The sequence below is a fragment of the Lysinibacillus sp. BSL11 genome, from assembly GCF_052928325.1.
Genome location: NZ_JAVGCX010000013.1, coordinates 24490 through 40828, shown reverse-complemented (window position 1 = coordinate 40828; position 16339 = coordinate 24490). Strand labels below are relative to the sequence as shown.

At 35.7% G+C, this 16339-nt stretch carries 16 protein-coding genes, 1 pseudogene and 1 riboswitch; of the genes and pseudogenes, 14 read left to right on the top strand and 3 right to left on the bottom strand.

Translation table 11 applies throughout. The features are described 5' to 3' along the window. The first annotated feature begins 58 nt into the window (after nt 1–58). Nucleotides 59–1474, top strand: coding sequence for a MocR-like pyridoxine biosynthesis transcription factor PdxR (gene pdxR / locus RCJ95_RS15965; protein WP_446722473.1), 1416 nt, complete (start codon nt 59–61; stop codon nt 1472–1474). Between the two features lie 70 nt (nt 1475–1544). Then, nucleotides 1545–1976, top strand: coding sequence for a DUF2935 domain-containing protein (locus RCJ95_RS15960; RefSeq protein WP_066036753.1), 432 nt, complete (start codon nt 1545–1547; stop codon nt 1974–1976). Between the two features lie 79 nt (nt 1977–2055). Here the strand turns inward: RCJ95_RS15960 and RCJ95_RS15955 are convergent, their stop codons facing one another. After that, nucleotides 2056–2421 carry a hypothetical protein gene (locus RCJ95_RS15955; RefSeq protein ID WP_337975734.1) on the bottom strand — a complete coding sequence of 122 codons (366 nt, stop codon included), beginning with the start codon at nt 2419–2421 and terminating at the stop codon, nt 2056–2058. Between the two features lie 348 nt (nt 2422–2769). On the opposite strand from RCJ95_RS15955, the gene RCJ95_RS15950 reads away from it, so the two are divergent. The 4 genes and pseudogenes from RCJ95_RS15950 (at nt 2770) to RCJ95_RS15935 (ending at nt 7522) form a co-directional block, all read left to right on the top strand. Beyond that, nucleotides 2770–5817 (top strand): ATP-binding protein, encoded by a 3048-nt coding sequence (locus tag RCJ95_RS15950; RefSeq protein ID WP_446722472.1) that lies wholly within the window; start codon nt 2770–2772, stop codon nt 5815–5817. Then, complete coding sequence (locus tag RCJ95_RS15945; protein ID WP_446722471.1) at nt 5814–6917, top strand: response regulator; 1104 nt, start codon at nt 5814–5816, stop codon at nt 6915–6917. The genes RCJ95_RS15950 and RCJ95_RS15945 overlap by 4 nt, the downstream gene beginning before the upstream one ends. Continuing rightward, nucleotides 6899–7006: pseudogene (locus RCJ95_RS15940) on the top strand (GNAT family N-acetyltransferase); the annotation flags it as partial. The gene RCJ95_RS15945 and the pseudogene RCJ95_RS15940, both read left to right, overlap by 19 nt. Before the next feature lie 48 nt (nt 7007–7054). Continuing rightward, nucleotides 7055–7522 carry a DinB family protein gene (locus RCJ95_RS15935; RefSeq protein WP_221681901.1) on the top strand — a complete coding sequence of 156 codons (468 nt, stop codon included), beginning with the start codon at nt 7055–7057 and terminating at the stop codon, nt 7520–7522. Between the two features lie 27 nt (nt 7523–7549). On the opposite strand, the gene RCJ95_RS15930 is transcribed toward RCJ95_RS15935, so the two are convergent. Next, nucleotides 7550–8290: a DUF3888 domain-containing protein gene (locus tag RCJ95_RS15930; protein ID WP_274773345.1), complete on the bottom strand. Its 741-nt coding sequence runs from the start codon at nt 8288–8290 to the stop codon at nt 7550–7552. Between the two features lie 90 nt (nt 8291–8380). Between RCJ95_RS15930 and RCJ95_RS15925 the strand changes: the two genes are divergently transcribed. Next, nucleotides 8381–8785 (top strand): hypothetical protein, encoded by a 405-nt coding sequence (locus tag RCJ95_RS15925; RefSeq protein WP_446722470.1) that lies wholly within the window; start codon nt 8381–8383, stop codon nt 8783–8785. A gap of 47 nt (nt 8786–8832) precedes the next feature. On the opposite strand, the gene RCJ95_RS15920 is transcribed toward RCJ95_RS15925, so the two are convergent. Continuing rightward, a complete protein-coding gene (locus RCJ95_RS15920; protein WP_446722469.1) occupies nt 8833–10314 on the bottom strand; it encodes an Lsa family ABC-F type ribosomal protection protein in 1482 nt (493 codons plus the stop codon). A gap of 690 nt (nt 10315–11004) precedes the next feature. Between RCJ95_RS15920 and RCJ95_RS15915 the strand changes: the two genes are divergently transcribed. The 7 genes from RCJ95_RS15915 to nrdF all read left to right on the top strand — a co-directional run bounded on the left by RCJ95_RS15915 (nt 11005) and on the right by nrdF (nt 16339). After that, nucleotides 11005–11370 carry a DUF2089 domain-containing protein gene (locus tag RCJ95_RS15915; protein ID WP_312129360.1) on the top strand — a complete coding sequence of 122 codons (366 nt, stop codon included), beginning with the start codon at nt 11005–11007 and terminating at the stop codon, nt 11368–11370. A gap of 13 nt (nt 11371–11383) precedes the next feature. Then, a complete protein-coding gene (locus tag RCJ95_RS15910; RefSeq protein WP_257522175.1) occupies nt 11384–11770 on the top strand; it encodes an SHOCT-like domain-containing protein in 387 nt (128 codons plus the stop codon). A 9-nt stretch (nt 11771–11779) separates the two neighbouring features. Continuing rightward, complete coding sequence (locus tag RCJ95_RS15905; protein WP_274773352.1) at nt 11780–12061, top strand: hypothetical protein; 282 nt, start codon at nt 11780–11782, stop codon at nt 12059–12061. Between the two features lie 356 nt (nt 12062–12417). Beyond that, nucleotides 12418–12595: riboswitch (cobalamin riboswitch) on the top strand. A 117-nt stretch (nt 12596–12712) separates the two neighbouring features. After that, the gene (locus tag RCJ95_RS15900) at nt 12713–12937 is read left to right on the top strand and encodes a glutaredoxin family protein (RefSeq protein ID WP_004229925.1); all 225 of its coding nucleotides are present in this window, start codon (nt 12713–12715) and stop codon (nt 12935–12937) included. After that, the gene (gene nrdI / locus RCJ95_RS15895) at nt 12934–13293 is read left to right on the top strand and encodes a class Ib ribonucleoside-diphosphate reductase assembly flavoprotein NrdI (RefSeq protein ID WP_337975727.1); all 360 of its coding nucleotides are present in this window, start codon (nt 12934–12936) and stop codon (nt 13291–13293) included. Before RCJ95_RS15900 ends, nrdI begins: the two co-directional genes overlap by 4 nt. Beyond that, nucleotides 13290–15383: a class 1b ribonucleoside-diphosphate reductase subunit alpha gene (gene nrdE / locus RCJ95_RS15890; RefSeq protein WP_337975726.1), complete on the top strand. Its 2094-nt coding sequence runs from the start codon at nt 13290–13292 to the stop codon at nt 15381–15383. The genes nrdI and nrdE overlap by 4 nt, the downstream gene beginning before the upstream one ends. Further along, on the top strand, nt 15371–16339 hold the full coding sequence (gene nrdF / locus RCJ95_RS15885; RefSeq protein WP_004229921.1) for a class 1b ribonucleoside-diphosphate reductase subunit beta: 969 nt from the start codon (nt 15371–15373) through the stop codon (nt 16337–16339). Before nrdE ends, nrdF begins: the two co-directional genes overlap by 13 nt.

The following is a 16339-nucleotide window of genomic DNA, read 5'->3' as shown; positions in this document are numbered from 1 at the left end:
CAATCACTGGCACCTCTTAAAAGTGCCAATAACGCTATTTCTAAAGGAGCCAAGAAGCATGCTCGAAATGACCCCAAACTTGAATAATCAGGAACCACTTTACCTTCAATTATATAACTATATAAAAGCAGAAATCCAAAATGGAAAGATAAGAGCTCAAAGCAAATTGCCGTCTCAGCGTAGTTTAGCTAAACATTTACAGATTAGTCGCAACACAGTAGATGCAGCATATCAGCAGCTTCTTGCAGAGGGCTATGTGATAAGTAGAGAGCGAGATGGACTATATGTGGTTGACCTTGAAAAAGGTTATTTTCAAGGAGGCCCTCACCATTTTGAACCACAACTAGCGACTCAGCAGAAACAAGACAGACCAGCGATTAAGTACGATTTTAATTATGGGGATATTAATCTAAAAGATTTTCCCTTTAATATATGGCGTAAATTATCGATGCAGAGCCTTGATGAAGAACAGGCTCAACTCCTTTTATATGGAGATCCACAGGGAGAGCTGGAATTAAGAAATTATATGGCAAGCTATCTTTATGAATCAAGAGGGGTGCAATGTAGTGCAGAGCAAATCGTTATAGGAGCAGGCTTGCAGTTTCTTCTGGGTATCGTATGTAACCTAATTGGACGAAATGAGCTTTTTGCTATGGAAGATCCAGGTTATTATCGCGTTCGTTACCTGTTTAAAGATACTGGGATAAAGGTGAAACCAATCCCACTTGACGAGCATGGTATTCATATCAATCCGTTAAGGAAAAATAATATCAAAGCTGTTTATGTCACCCCCTCCCATCAATTTCCTCTAGGAACGGTTATGCCTATCTCAAGAAGATTAGCATTACTAGAGTGGGCAAAGGAAGAAGATGCTTATATCATCGAGGATGATTATGATGGAGAATTTCGATATGCTGGGAAACCGATTCCTGCACTACAGGGATTAGATTCGAGTGATCGCGTCATCTATATGGGCACCTTTTCAAAATCGTTGATTCCAGCCATTAAGCTAAGCTATATGATATTACCTAGAAAATTAATAGATGTATTTCATCAAAACAATTACTATGTTCAAACTGTGTCTAGACTCCATCAGCATACGTTACAGCTATTTATAGAGAGTGGGCATTGGGAGAGACACTTGAATAAAACACGAAATAGTTATAAGCGAAGATATGAGGCCTTACTAAAGTCCATTCATCAAACTTTCGGGGAAAATGGGAAAATTTATGGAGCGAGCAGTGGCTTACATATTTTACTTGAACCAAATAATAAGATGACTGAAGAGGAATTGATTGATACAGCAAAAATGGTGGGTGTTAAGGTCTACCCTACTTCTGTTTTTTATGCAAATCCCTTGGGTGTTCAGCCTGCAAAGGTATTACTTGGATTTGCTAATCTAGCGGAAGATGAGATTGACACAGGCATTAAGCTATTAAACAATGCTTGGTTTAACAGTACTACAATGACGTGAATCTCTTTCAAAGTTCTATTTCTACATTTCTTGTATATACATAGTAGAGAAAAGTGGGAGGGGGATTTTTATGCAATTTTATTATGGCCATCAAATGCCATTACGTGTATTAGATGAAGCTGAATTTTGGAAACATCAAGAAGAGGAGCATACAGTAGTAATCAGAGAGCTTGTAAAAGATTTGGAGCAGCAATATGTCGATGCGTTAAAGGAATGGGAAAAAGCTTTCGCTCAAACACATCAGCAAGTTGTGAGATATATAGAAACCGTCAATCGTTCACAGGGACAAGTTTCTCCAGCTTTGTTTCAGGATATTTTACAGCTTACTTCCTTCTGTCTGCAACAGAGTGATCAATTTATTCAATTTTGCCGAACGCTTATGCAAGAAAGTCAACCGATAAGCGCCAATCCGACAGCTAAAGTTGTATTAAATCATATCATTGTAGAATCCGAATATTTTATCGGGATTGCTCAAACCATTTTATATCAACAGAAATACTAGGTCTTAACGTCTGGAAAATGGAGTTTGGAGAAGGGACACTTGCCATACTCCATTTTCAGGTCGCTACACCCTAAAAACATTAACTATTCGGAATTTTCTCTTTATATTTAAAGGAGAGGAGGCTTAAAGAATAGTTTTTAAGTGTATCTGTGTGAACAAAGTCATTTAAAATACTTTCAATTGAATGACAATGTTGATTGATTAAATTAATTTCTTCTATATAATTTGAATCAATCAATACTTCTTTTAATGTTTTAAACACTACTTTCTGCTCGTTAAATAAATAAACCAGTTCAAACCTAGCGTTCAATATTAGAGTGGTAATCTCAGGAAAAATAATTCGATCCTTTAGTACTTCAAGAATGGAATCCACGGATTTTACTCCTTCAATAGCTTGTAAAGCTGAAAAAACACCATTTAATAACTCTTCAAAATCAACCTTCATCAAAATCCTCCATCAATCAAAATCCTTTTTGATCATAACATTTTTTCAGAAAAATTTTAATGATTAATATTTTCCTTCAATAATGTGGAAAGACTATTTAGACAATAGTAAGTTGTTGAAAAACAAATCCCTTCACATACTTGCAGAGGCTAATAAAAATCCATAATCTGCTCACAATCATTTTTTTAAAATAACAACAAATAAAACATCAAGAAAGGTATTATTATTGTTTGTTTAGATTTTGTTCAAACACAGTATGCTACTATCTCAAAAGGGGTTGATTGTAAAAACTGTGAGCAATATGATGTAAAGATACATCATAAATGATCGATCTTTGGGGGCACGGAAATGAAAAAAAATACCATAATTATTGTCAGTATAATCATGCTTTTTGTGATTGTTTTTTTGATTGGTAATTGGCAATATTTCTCCAATAATCAGCCGAAAATTATACATAAAGGTATAGGAAAGTTAGAGGAAGAGCAATTATTAAAGCCTGTAAAGCTAGAAGGCGAATGGGCATTTTATCCAAATGTATTAATTTCTTTGGGGGATAATGTTGATAGCTATCAACATAAAAAACTGAATTTAAATGTACCCTTTAATTGGCAATCATATGTAGAGCCAAATGAAGAGGGGCTTTCGGTGGGAACCTATCACGTCAGCATAGAGGTACCATCAGATGGATTTTACGGCCTATATATTCGAACGATTCGTCAAGCTAGTCGTGTATTCATTAATGGCGTTGAGGTAGGGGCTAAAGGAAATCCAAGTACCGTTTTAAGTGCGTATGCATCTGAAAATGATGATAAATATACCGTGTTTTCTCCTAGTGTCAATAAAAAACTAGACATTGTCATCCATGTTGCAAACTACAATTATCCTCAGGCTGGAATTGTTTATCCTATTGAATTTGGTACGATGAAGGCTATTCAAAAGCATTATCACTGGAAATTGGTTTTAGATATAGTAGTGAGTATAGGTCATATGATAGTTGGTGCGATCTATGTCTTTACATTTTTACAGAATCGCAAGCGTAAAGAAGAGTTATTTTTTGGTCTTTTTACTATTTCATTAGGGTTTTATATGTCGTTTATCAATCAAAAAGTGTTTTTCCTGTTATTTACTGATCTATCAACGGTCAATCAATTACGTCTGCAATTAGGAATCATTCCACTTGCATTGCTTGCTTTAACATTTTTTATAAATGCGATGTATCCACAATTACTAGAAAGAAAAATTTTATACACGCTTGCCATATTGCTTGGTATCGTGTTTGTTATGTACGGTATCTATAATCCCTTTACTAAAAATGAAAGGGCCTCCTCAGAATTTGAAATGATTATGAGAAAAATAATCTATATTAGTGTCACCGCTCCGGTTATTTTCTATAATATATGGATTCTTATAAAGGTCATGCTAAAACGTCTAGAGGCTGTGCGTTATGTGCTAATAGTTATTACAGCGATTAGTTGTTATTCCATTTTACTCATTTGTAACTTTTTATTTGGGACGCCTTTTGACTATACAGAATTTTTGTTATTTTTACTAATATTATTTGGCTTTGCCTCATTATTAAATTATCGTGCCAATCAAGCATTTTTAAAAATAGCAGCATTGTCAGAAGAATTGCTTGAACATAACCAAATGAAGAATGAATTTCTTCTGAAAACATCGCATGAACTCCGTGCCCCCCTAAACGGAATATTAAATTTATCCAAATCCTTAATGGAAGGTGCTCAAGGACCATTAAAACGATCGCAACAGGAGCAAGTTATTCTAATTCACAGCGTTACACAGCGCATAGGTCATTTAGTAGAAGATTTATTGTTTTCTTCCAATCAAATGACAGGAGAATTAAGGATTAGTCTACGTAGTGTATCTCTGTCTGTTATACATGAAGTAGTGGCCGAAATTCGTAGTGTAATGCCCAAAAATAGTCAAGTAAGGGTAGCAGCAGAGATAAACTGGGATTTGCCAAAGATCTTCACGGATGAATTACGCTTTAAACAAATTTTATATAACTTGCTGCATAATGCTATTAAATTTACACAAAACGGAACAATCACAGTCACTGCGCATGTTGAACAGCAGCAGATGGTCATCCAAGTAAGTGATACAGGCTGTGGAATTGCGACACAAGAGTTAGATCGTATTTTTAACGCCTTTTATCAAGGAAACAATCATCATAATAAAGAAGGGTTAGGTTTGGGACTAAGTATTACTAAAAATATTGTTGAAAAATTAAATGGTAACATTCATGTGACAAGCACTGTAGAGGAAGGTACAACATTTACATTTACAATGCCTCTCTCAACACCAGAAAACGTAAGTAATGAACAAGATACCATTACATCGCATACCGATACAGAAATACAGCTTCGATTACCTCTTATTTATAAAGGAAGTGATAAAAAAATACTGGTGGTAGATGACAACCATGTTAATATAAAAGCTTTAACGGAAGCATTAAGTTTAAAGGGATATACAGTGATCGCCGTAGATAATGGCTTTGATGCGATCGATTATATTAAAACCAATCATGTAGATTGTATGTTAATCGACCTAATGATGAATGGGATGTCAGGTTATGAGTTATGTAAACGTGTACGTAAACAATATGATATGCTGGAACTACCCATAATTATCTTAACTACAGTTATGAAGCAATCTGACTTACTGCAAACGTTAAAAGTTGGGGCGAATGACTATCTACAAAAGCCGATTTCTACCGATGAACTTTTTATTCGTATTGAATCTTTATTGGCTGTTCGACAATCTTCAATCGATGCGATCGAAGTAGAAATGAACTATTTATATTCACAGGTCACACCACATTTTGTATATAACACCCTTAATACGATTATTGGTTTAAGTTATACAGATATGGAAAACACACGTGAAGCTCTTTATTGTTTAGCCACTTATTTCCGAGCAAAATTGAATGTTCATTACCGAAATAGCATTGTCCCCATTGATGAGGAGATGGAACTTGTAAAAGCCTATTTATCGATTGAAAAAATGCGCTTTGGAGATCGTTTACGTATTAAATATGATATTGACGAATCTATTCAATTAGGAATCCCTGCTTTGTCCATTCAACCATTAGTTGAAAACGCAGTATTCCATGGAATCTCTAAGAAAGTAGAGGGAGGGACCATTGAATTAAGCCTACAGAGAGAGGGACAATTTGTAAGAATAAAAATCTATGATAATGGTGTAGGAATTTCAGAAGAAAAAGTGCACCAATTGCTTAATGAAGAAAGTACAAGAATTGGCTTTATGAATCCATTAAAGAAATTTAAATTAATAAAAAATGCTAGTTTACGAATTTACAGCGAAGAAGGAAAGGGAACAACAATTGTCATTTTATTACCAGAGGGTGGTGGCACATGAATATAATGATCGTTGATGATGAAAAATTGGCTATTGATGTTTTAACTATTATGGTTAAACAGCTTGCCCAATTTCAGATTAACATTAAGGGGACATTTACAAATTCAACTGAAGCCCTCCATTTTCTTGAAAAAGAAATAATAGATGTAGTGTTTTTAGATATTGAAATGATTGACACACACGGTATGCAACTTGCAAAGCAGTTACTACACAAGCAACCATCCTTACAAATTATTTTTGTTACAGCTCATACACAATTTGCAGTGGAGGCTTTTGAAGTAGAGGCAACGGATTATTTATTAAAGCCTGTGCATGAAAAACGACTGATTATTGCGTTAACAAAAGCACAGAAAAAAATGGTCGTTACGGTGGCGCCGAGGGATGAGAAGAAAAACTCATTATATGCGCATACATTAGGCAGCTTTTATCTACTGGATGTTCAACATAATGTGATTAAGTGGCGTACAAGAAAAGTACGTGAACTATTTTTATATTTACTATTTCACCAAAAAAGACCTATGTTAAATGCAGTTCTTTTAGAGGAATTGTGGCCAGATTTGGACTTTGAAAAGGCAGCTAGTAATTTACATACAACTATTTATCATTTAAGAAAGATATTAAAGGACAATGGCATTCAAGATCCAATACTCTTGGTCAATAATCACTATAAATTAAATGCTGAAATTCAAACTGATTATGATGAGCTGAATCAACTATTGGAGCAGGATCAACATGATGAGAAATCCATTCAGCAGTTATTGAATTGCTATGAGGGTGATTTTTTAATAGATGAGGAGTATTTATGGGTTAATCAAATTAGGCTCCGCTTAAAGCAAGCTGTATTACATGTGCTTGAACAGTATATTGCACGTCCAAACGCTGCCCATACTTTATTAAAGTATAATTGCCTACAAAAGCTATTAGAGCTAGATGAATATAATGAACACTATATGTTTCAATTGTTAGAATTCTTAATTCAACAAAATAGAAAACAAGAATGTATAAAATTCTTTGAATCGATAGAGGCAAAATTAGCTGAAATTGATCTCCCTGTGCCAGAAAAAATTTATAGACAATACAACGAGTATATAAATCATTAGATTATCAAGAAGTGGGGAAAATTCCTCAATATACTATTTCATCAGATGGAGAATTAGAAGCAACCGTAATTTACTATAAATTAATTTAATCCATGGTATTCAATAGAACTGAAAACGTATAGAAAGGGAGCTAGTATATGAACGAAGAGCAATTATTTAAGCAAATGAAAATGTGGCGTAATTGGACTGTTGAATTTCTACGTACAATCCCTGAAAATATTGCTGATCAGATACCCGCTGGACATCATAACAATATTCGTTGGAATGCTGGTCATCTATTAGTTGGTTGGGATCATACCGTTTTTCCAGCTGTTACACAAGAAAGGCGTTTGCCCCTATCCTATCATGTAATGTTCCCAAGTGGCAGTAAACCAGATAACTGGACTGAGCAACCGCCAACAATGGATCAAATCATTATACTCCTAGAGGAACAACCCATTCTTATTGAACAAGCTTGTGAAGGACATTTACATGAACCGCTTAAAGAACCTTTTTTAGGTATGAAAACATTAGGCGACATGGTTGTCTTTCATATGAACCATGAAAATTTACACATGGGGATTATAAAAAGTATGATGCAAACGCTCTTAAAGAATGAAGCCTAACTGATGGAATCAGTTGGCTTCATTTTTCTATATATACCACGGCAACAAATCCTCCATTTTCTTACCTGGCTTACTTGTTTTATCTGTTACGATCCATGTGCCGTCTTTCTTTTGCAGTTGATAGCTTACATTTGTACCATCCGCCCTTTTAAAGACCATATAGCCTATATTACCCTTGATAAAGGTGACAGGGTCTATGACATTTTTGTAGGGAATCTTTCGATCAGGAAATAAAATATGGGTCACTATTTCCTCTGCAATCGTAGCAAGGGGTTTCATATCACTATTTATTTCAGCTTGATATTGCAATTGATCGTAATGATAGGAAGTATACGATGCTAAGTCCAGCTTAAAACTCTGCTGTATATCTAACAGTGTTGCCCTATAGAATGCGTTTATTGCTTTTTCTACATCATCTGCCTCATGTATATAGCGAAGTGTGCTGACACCAGTTGGACTGACTTCAAATGTAATGATTTCCTTACTGTAGGGTGGGGAATGTGCATGCTCAAAGGTAGTAGCTTCCACGTCAACCCTAAAGCTAAACTGACTTTCTCTGACAATCTTTAAAATTTTCACATCATATAAGCCGTACTGCTTAGGATAGCCGTAGTAATGATCAATTTCCTTTTCGATAAATGGATTAAGGATTGTAATGAATGTGTCCCTGATTAGTTGATCATCAGCTTGTTCACTTTGCGCATAAATCTTACATGGCACAATGAACATAGTGAAGATAGCCATTAAAACATAAGCAAATTTTTTCATGGAATAGTGACCTTTCTGCAGGATGATACTTTATAGAGTGCACCAATCACAGCAAATTATCGAGCATTTTTAAAGAAAGGGAGTTGAACAATGGGAAAAATAATACTGCCCTTTTTATGTATGCTTTTGTTATTTCCAACAGCTACTTGGGGGTCAGAACCTGAAGGCTTAAAATGTCCAAATCCAGATGTATTGATGAAAACAACGGAGAAAGACAAAGATGAGCTTAGTCAAGCATTAGCTGACATCATTCCAAAAGTATATGGCTCAAGCCCTGATTATCAGGAGTGGCAAACTGAGGTGATAAAGCCCATGCCCATATTAACTGGCATGGAGGAGAATTACTATAAAATGGCGGTGAACTTCTGTGGAGAAAATGTGGCTAATCACTCCTGGTTTGTTCGATTAAGGTTTCCAAGATTACTGCCAGCGCAAAGTGCATCACTAGGTGAGCTATATATCGTGAAAGAGACAAATACTAAATGGGTCCATTGATTTCAATATCATTAAAAAGGAAGAATCCATAAAATGGATTCTTCTCTTTACGACATCGCTACCGTTTTCGTTGCTACAGTTTGTTGGAATGCCTGATCATGCTCAACAATCACCATTGTGAGATGGGAGCTTTTTATAAGCTCTTCAATCTGCATGCGTGAATAGATATCAATATAATTGAGTGGTTCATCCCAAATATATAAATGAGCCTTCTCACACAAGCTTTTAGCAATCAGGAGCTTTTTCTTTTGCCCACCAGAATAATGAGAGATATCCTTCTCAAATTGAATACGCTCAAAATCCATCTTGCGCAGGATTGATTTAAATAACGTCTCATCAATACCATACTCTTCAATAAATTCCGATAACAATCCCCTTAAATGGGATGTATCCTGTTGAACATAGGAAATGACTAGACCTGAAGCTAACTTTATGGAGCCTGTATGTTGGATGGGCTTACCTAGAATAAGTTTTAACATACTACTTTTTCCGCTTCCATTTTTGCCATCTAAAACAACTCGATCCCCTTGTGCCACTTTGAAGCTAATAGGCTTATTCACGATATGGTTATCGTATTGAATGGATACATCTGTTACAGCAACCATTTCTTTAGATGAACATGCCAATGGCTCTACTTTCAATGACTCAGTTTTTTCCACATTTTTTAGCAGCTTTGATTTTTCCTCAATAGCTCTTTGTTGTCTGGATTCCAGATTCTTTGCTCGTTTCATCATCTTAGCTGCTTTATGCCCGACAAAGCCTTTGTCCAGCTTTGAACCTGAATTGGTTGTGCCATTTTTGGAGGCTTCCACTTGATTAGACCATCCTACCGAACGCTTTGAGGATTGTTTTAATCTGTCGATATCTTTTTGCAGTCGTTGATTGGTTACTTCTTCGTGCTCCTGCTGTCGATCAAAATTTAACTTCCAAGAAGAATAGTTTCCACTTTGAACGTCAATATTGGCTCTATTGATCGATAGAATATGGTCAACACAGCCATCTAAAAAGCTTCTGTCATGTGAAATTAAAATAAATCCTTTTTTCCTGCGAAGATAATCTGAAACCGTCTTTCGTGCATCCGTGTCTAGATGATTGGTTGGCTCATCAATTAATAAAAATTGACCCTCTGTCAAAAACAACGCAGCAAGCAGCACCTTTGTTTGCTCGCCATTGGATAATGTTTTAAAAGGACGATACATGACCTCTGCATCTACATGTAGGTAAGCTATTTCACGTAGACATTCCCAATCCTCTGCCTGAGGACAAATTTCCTCAAATATTTCGTGGGTATATTTATTTGGATCTGAAACAGGGTAGGGGAAATAAGTAAAGTCTACAGAAGAGATGATTTTTCCGCTATACTCATATTTTCCTAATAACAACTGAAAGAATGTTGTTTTACCTCGTCCGTTTCTACCGATAAATCCAAGTTTCCAATCCGTATCGATTTGAAAGTTGACATTCTCAAAAATATTGTCAAAGCTGCTTGGATAAGAAAAAGTTAAGTTTTGTACTTGTATCATGGACATGATAATTCCTCCTTTGTATTACAACAGTTTACTTTTCATACAAAGTCGGTCTATCCATCTATGTTTTATTTCTCCGTATAAGCAGATGGATATTAACGACTTATACGGAGTGTACATGCGTCACAATAGTTTCTGAATCGCTCATATTTTTCCTCTCCTTTATGGGTAAATGAAAGGTGCAAAATCAACTATGAAAGCAAGAAAAAAATCCCTCCACTTGTGCATTGGAAGGATTAGTCTTTCACTGAATAAATACGATTTGCCATTTGTGTCATGACAAATACAATGCAAACTGATTGTTAAAAATGGATAGACTAACCCTATATTTTGTGTTTGAAATCATTCAATTCAAATGAAAATATAGTTTAGTTCTTCATTGTCCATTCATCAGTCCTCTCATAATTGTCTTTTTATAGTAACAAATTTTTTTACAGAATACAATGTAACCTTATTTTCAATTCTAAACTGTCATTATCTAACTGATGCCGCTAGCTACAAGTAGAAATAGAAAAGACATACATAGAGTAAAGTTGAAATTGCTTAGGACAAGCAATACAGCAATGATTAATTAACATTTTTAATTTAATAATTAATTTTATTTATTTTATAATTAAAAAAATCAATTTTTATTATTTACATATTTAATTTCTTTGTTATATAATCAACTTAACTTAAAGGAAGGAGTTCACTATGGCTTATCAAGTAATCACAAATTGCCCTGTCTGTAGTAGAACATTAAAAATTACGAAGTTACAGTGTTCTCATTGTCACACGACCATTGAAAATGAATTTGAATTGTCGAAGCTAGCATCCTTATCACAGGATCAGCTTCATTTTGTGGAAGTATTTTTAACCTGCCGAGGAAACATTAAAGAGGTTGAAAAGGAACTGGGGGTTTCGTATCCAACAGTTCGAGGCAAGCTAAACGACATTATTTCATCCCTTGGCTATGCTCAAAAAAAGAAAAATGAAGTAGACGAGAAAAAAATTGTAAGCATGCTGGAAAATGGCGAAATCACAACAGATGAAGCGATAAAGCTCTTAAAAGACGAATAGGGAGGAACGGACCATGAAAGAGGAAATCACAAAAGTGTTAACCATGATTCAAGAGGGAAAAATTGATGCGGATAAAGGATCAGAGCTGATTCAAGTGCTACAACAGAAAGAAGAATCAGAGAACAAATTTGTGGAAAAAACAAAGTATTTAGAAAAAACATTAAAGGTTCGTGTTGTATCCACCGAAAATGATAATGTTACGGTAAACTTGCCGATTAAACTTGTCAAAGCCGTACTTATGGCAGGACACAGCATCGCTGCGAGTATTCCACAATCAGAAAAATACGTAAAAGATATCGACATCAATCTTCTTCTTGAAGCAATCGAAAATGAATTAGACGGACAAATTGTAGATATAAAATCAGCAAACGGGGATTCCGTTGCAGTCTTCATTGAGTAGAGGCGACGAATGATGCATGTAAAAGTGAAAGCAAAAGATGTTCGCTTTACAGTCCCAGTTCCCTATACCGTGCTAACCATTGTCCTCTCCATTTTAACTTCTAAATGGATTCAGCAACAAGCCAATAAGTGGACAAAGGCATACTTCGATCGAAAGAACATAGACTTTACCTTTCCGCTCATCGACAAAGAAATGCTAAAGCCGATTATCAAGGAACTACAAAATTATAAGGGACTCGTGCTAGTCGATGTCAAAGCTCAGGATGGGACTGAGGTTAAGATTAGACTATAATCCCAAAGATAGAATGGTTAGAGCATGTTATGATAAAAGCATGCTCTTTTTTAATGAGTGTCATTTGAAACGTGTAAGAGATGATAATTATTTCAGGATTTACATATAGAAGCTACTATTTTTCAATGGTACTTAAAATAGAACATTTCTTTCAGAATTCTAGATACATTTTGATAGATAAAGATGTTCATCGTTTAAAATAGATTTTTGATTTGGGTATAAATGATTAGTGGTAATCTACTTGGAACTACATAATTAAAAATACTGAATAATCCAAAAATAAAGAAGTTTAGAATCTTGATTTACTTTTCATTTGAAGGATGGTACACTTAAAACTATTGAACAACAACTATATATTGTGTTCGTTTTACAAAGGTACTACTACATGTAGTTTAAAAGGGAAGTTCGGTACAATTCCGACGCTGTCCCCGCAACTGTGAAGCTGACGATGATTGCAACCACTGTGCATTTGCATGGGAAGGGAATCAGAGAATGAAGCAAAGCCAGGAGACCTGCCTTTATAAAACAAATTTATCATTTCTTCGGGGATTAAGAGATGGGAACGTCAGTATTTTTGGTATGTTAACGTTTCCATTTAGCCTATCTCTCTAGAGGAGATAGGCTTTTTATTTTATGAAAAGAGGGATTTCTATGAAACTTTATACGAAAACAATTTGTCCAAAATGCCTATGGGTAAAATCTGAACTACAACGTGCAGGACTTGAAGCTGAAATCGTTAACATCGATCATGATGAACAGGCAAAACAAACGATTATTGACGCAGGTTTTTTAAGTGTGCCTGTTTTAGAGATGAATGAAACTTTTATAGGAGATGTTCAGGAAATTGTTTCTCAAATTGAGTTGATTGCTCTATGATCGTTTACGCGAGTCGTACAGGTAATGTCCGAAATGTTGTATCCAAATTAAAGGCAGAATGTATCGAGCTCTCGGAGGGATTGCGATTGAACAAGCCCTATCTTTTAATTACCTACACAGATGGTTTAGGTGACATTCCAGCAAAGGTACAACGTTTCTTAGAAAAAAACAGGGATTTTTGTAAAGGAGTAGTTGCCAGTGGCAATAGTAATTTCGGCCATCATGTATTTGGCGCTGCTGGTGAGAAAATCGCCGCTACCTATCATGTACCCTTAGTAAGGAAATTAGATTTACGAGGTAATCAAACGGATTACGAAGCAATACAAACGTTTTATGAAACGAGGGTAATGAGATGAAAACCTATTTAAAGCTTAATAATGACGTACTGAATCGTTATAGTACAACTGGATTACTTGAGTTAGAAAAGGACCGCGAAGCTACGCGCCGCTACTTTTTAGAGTATGTTAACGTACGTTTGCGTTATTTTATAGATATTGAGGAAAAAATCCGCTATTTAGTTGATGAGGGCTACTATGAGAAAGCATTTATCGATATGTACGAGATGGAATTTATTAAGAAGCTGTACAAGAAAGCCTATGATTATAATTTCCGCTTCCCATCCTTTATGAGCGCAAGCAAATTTTATGATAGCTATGCTATGAAAAGTCGTGACGGGGAAGAGATCTTAGAAAAGTATGAGGATCGTATTGTCATTATTGCTTTGTATTTGGCGCAAGGAAACACAACTCTAGCAGAACGCTCTGTCGAAGCAATGATGGAAGCCTACCAGCCAGCGACACCAACTGCTTTAAATAGTGGTAAGAAAGCACGTGGTGAATTAGTCAGCTGCTTTAAATTATCAATGGATGACTCCATGAACAGTATTGCTGAAAATATTGGCTATTGTTTAGAGCTATCACGCCTTGGTGGTGGAGTAGGGGTCAACTTAACAGATTTACGCCCTTTAGGTGATCCAATTAAAGAGATATTAAATCGTGCAAGTGGTGTCATCCCAGTAGCAAAACTGTTAGAAAATTCTTTCAGTTATTCGAATCAGCTAGGGCAACGAAATGGCTCAGGTGTTGTCTATCTAAATATTTTCCATGCAGACATAGAAAATTTCATATCATCAAAAAAACCAAATGCTGATGATAAAATTCGCCTCGCAACCCTTTCAACAGGGATTATTATACCTAGTATTTTCTTCGAACTGATGAAACGTGATAAGGATATCGTCTTGTTTAGCCCATACGATATTTTTAAAGAATACGGTAAACGTATGTCTGAGCTTTCCATTTCAGACATGTACTACGAGCTACTTGATAACCCAAAAATTCGTAAAATTAAACGTTTAAATGCACGGAAGCTTTATACAGAGGTGAAAAAAGCACAATTTGAATCAGGCTACCCGTTTGAAATCTTTGATGATAATGTCAATAAGGTACATCCTTTAAAAAATATTGGACGTGTCAAAATGTCCAATTTATGTACAGAAATCTTACAAGTACAAGAGACAAGTATCATTACGGACCAGGATCAACCAAATGACTATGGATTAGATGTATCGTGTAACTTAGGTTCCATCGATATCCATGCAGCAAGTAAAGTGAATGATTTCGGCGCATTAGTCGATACAGCCATGCACCTATTAACAAATGTATCGCAAATGACGCATATTAAAAATGTACCGTCTGTTGCAAAAGCCAATCAATTAATGCATTCTGTAGGGCTTGGCTGTATGAACCTCCATGGGCATCTGGTGACGGAGGGCATCCTGTACGGCTCTAAAGAGTCTATTGATTTCATGGATCACTTTATGGAAGCGATGAACTATTATTCACTGAAATCTTCGATGGAAATGGCAAAAGAAAAAGCTGCAACCTTCTATCGATTCGAGGACAGTGATTATGCATCTGGTAGCTATTTTGACCAATATATCAATAAAGCTGAGGAAGAATTGTCACCTGTTGTATTGAAGGCACTTGGCAATATTCCAATCATTACGAACAAGATGTGGGAAACGTTAAAGCAGGATGTGATGCAATATGGTCTATTCCATTCCTATCGTTTGGCTATTGCCCCAACTGGTAGTATTTCATATATTCGTAGCTGTACGGCTTCAATCGCACCATGTACAGAGCGCGTAGAGGTTCGTGATTACGCCGATAGTAGAACCATTTATCCAATGCCTCATTTAACAAATGACAACAGCCATTTATATGTCGAGGCATATGATGTGAATCCGTATGATTTAATTGATTTATATGCAGCTTCTCAAAAGCACGTTGACCAAGGTATTTCCATGACGCTTTATGTAACAGACAATTGGACAACCGAACAATTGGCTAAAGTATACATTTATGCGTGGATAAAGGGCATTAAGTCCGTTTACTATGTTCGTCAACGATTACAAAGCTTAGAGGAGTGTGTAGCATGTCAAATATAATTTATGAGGCAGTCAATTGGAATAAGGCAACAAGTGAGCTTGCCCAAATATTTTGGGACCAGCAATGGAAGCAAATTTGGTTTCCAGAAGAAATTGCGGTCAGTAAAGATATTAAACAATGGAAAAGCTTTGAGCATCAGGACACATATAAAAAAGTATTTGCAGGATTAACCTTACTGGATACTGTTCAAACAAATATTGGGATGAATCGTGTTGCCGCTTATACAGATGATTTACAGGAGAAGGCTGTTCTAACCGTTTTTGATGCATTCGAGGCGATACATGCCAAGTCCTATTCTTATATTTTCACAACGCTTTGTACAAACGAAGAAATCGACGAGCTATTTGAATGGGTCAAGAAAAATGAATTTCTACAGTATAAGGCCAATAAAATCGCAGACATTTATAATAGTATTGAAGAAGGCAATCCAGAGAGCTTATGGAAAGCGATGTTCTCATCCGTTATGCTTGAATCTTTCTTGTTCTATTCTGGCTTTTTCTATCCACTATACTTAGGGGGACAAGGCTTCCTACGAAACAGTGCCGAGATTATTTCACTCATCTTGCGCGATGAATCTATCCATGGGGTAGCAGTTGGATTTTTTGCTCAAAATCTATTCAAGCAATTTTCAAAGGAAAAGCAAGAAGAGCTACATTTATGGGGCTATGAGCTATTATTAGATTTATATCAAAATGAAATGAAGTATACAGATGATATTTATGCGGAAACAGGATTATCACCTGAAGTGCGAGCGTATGTACGTTATAATGCTAATAAAGCATTAATGAATGTCGGCTTTGAAGCCATGTTCCCAGAAGAGGAAGTCAATCCAATTGTGATGAATGGTATTCGTAATGAAGGCTCCACATATGATTTCTTTTCACAAAAGGGCGCTACGTATGCGAAGGCAAAAGTTGCGCCAATCACAGATGACACATTCAATTTTAATCGTTAA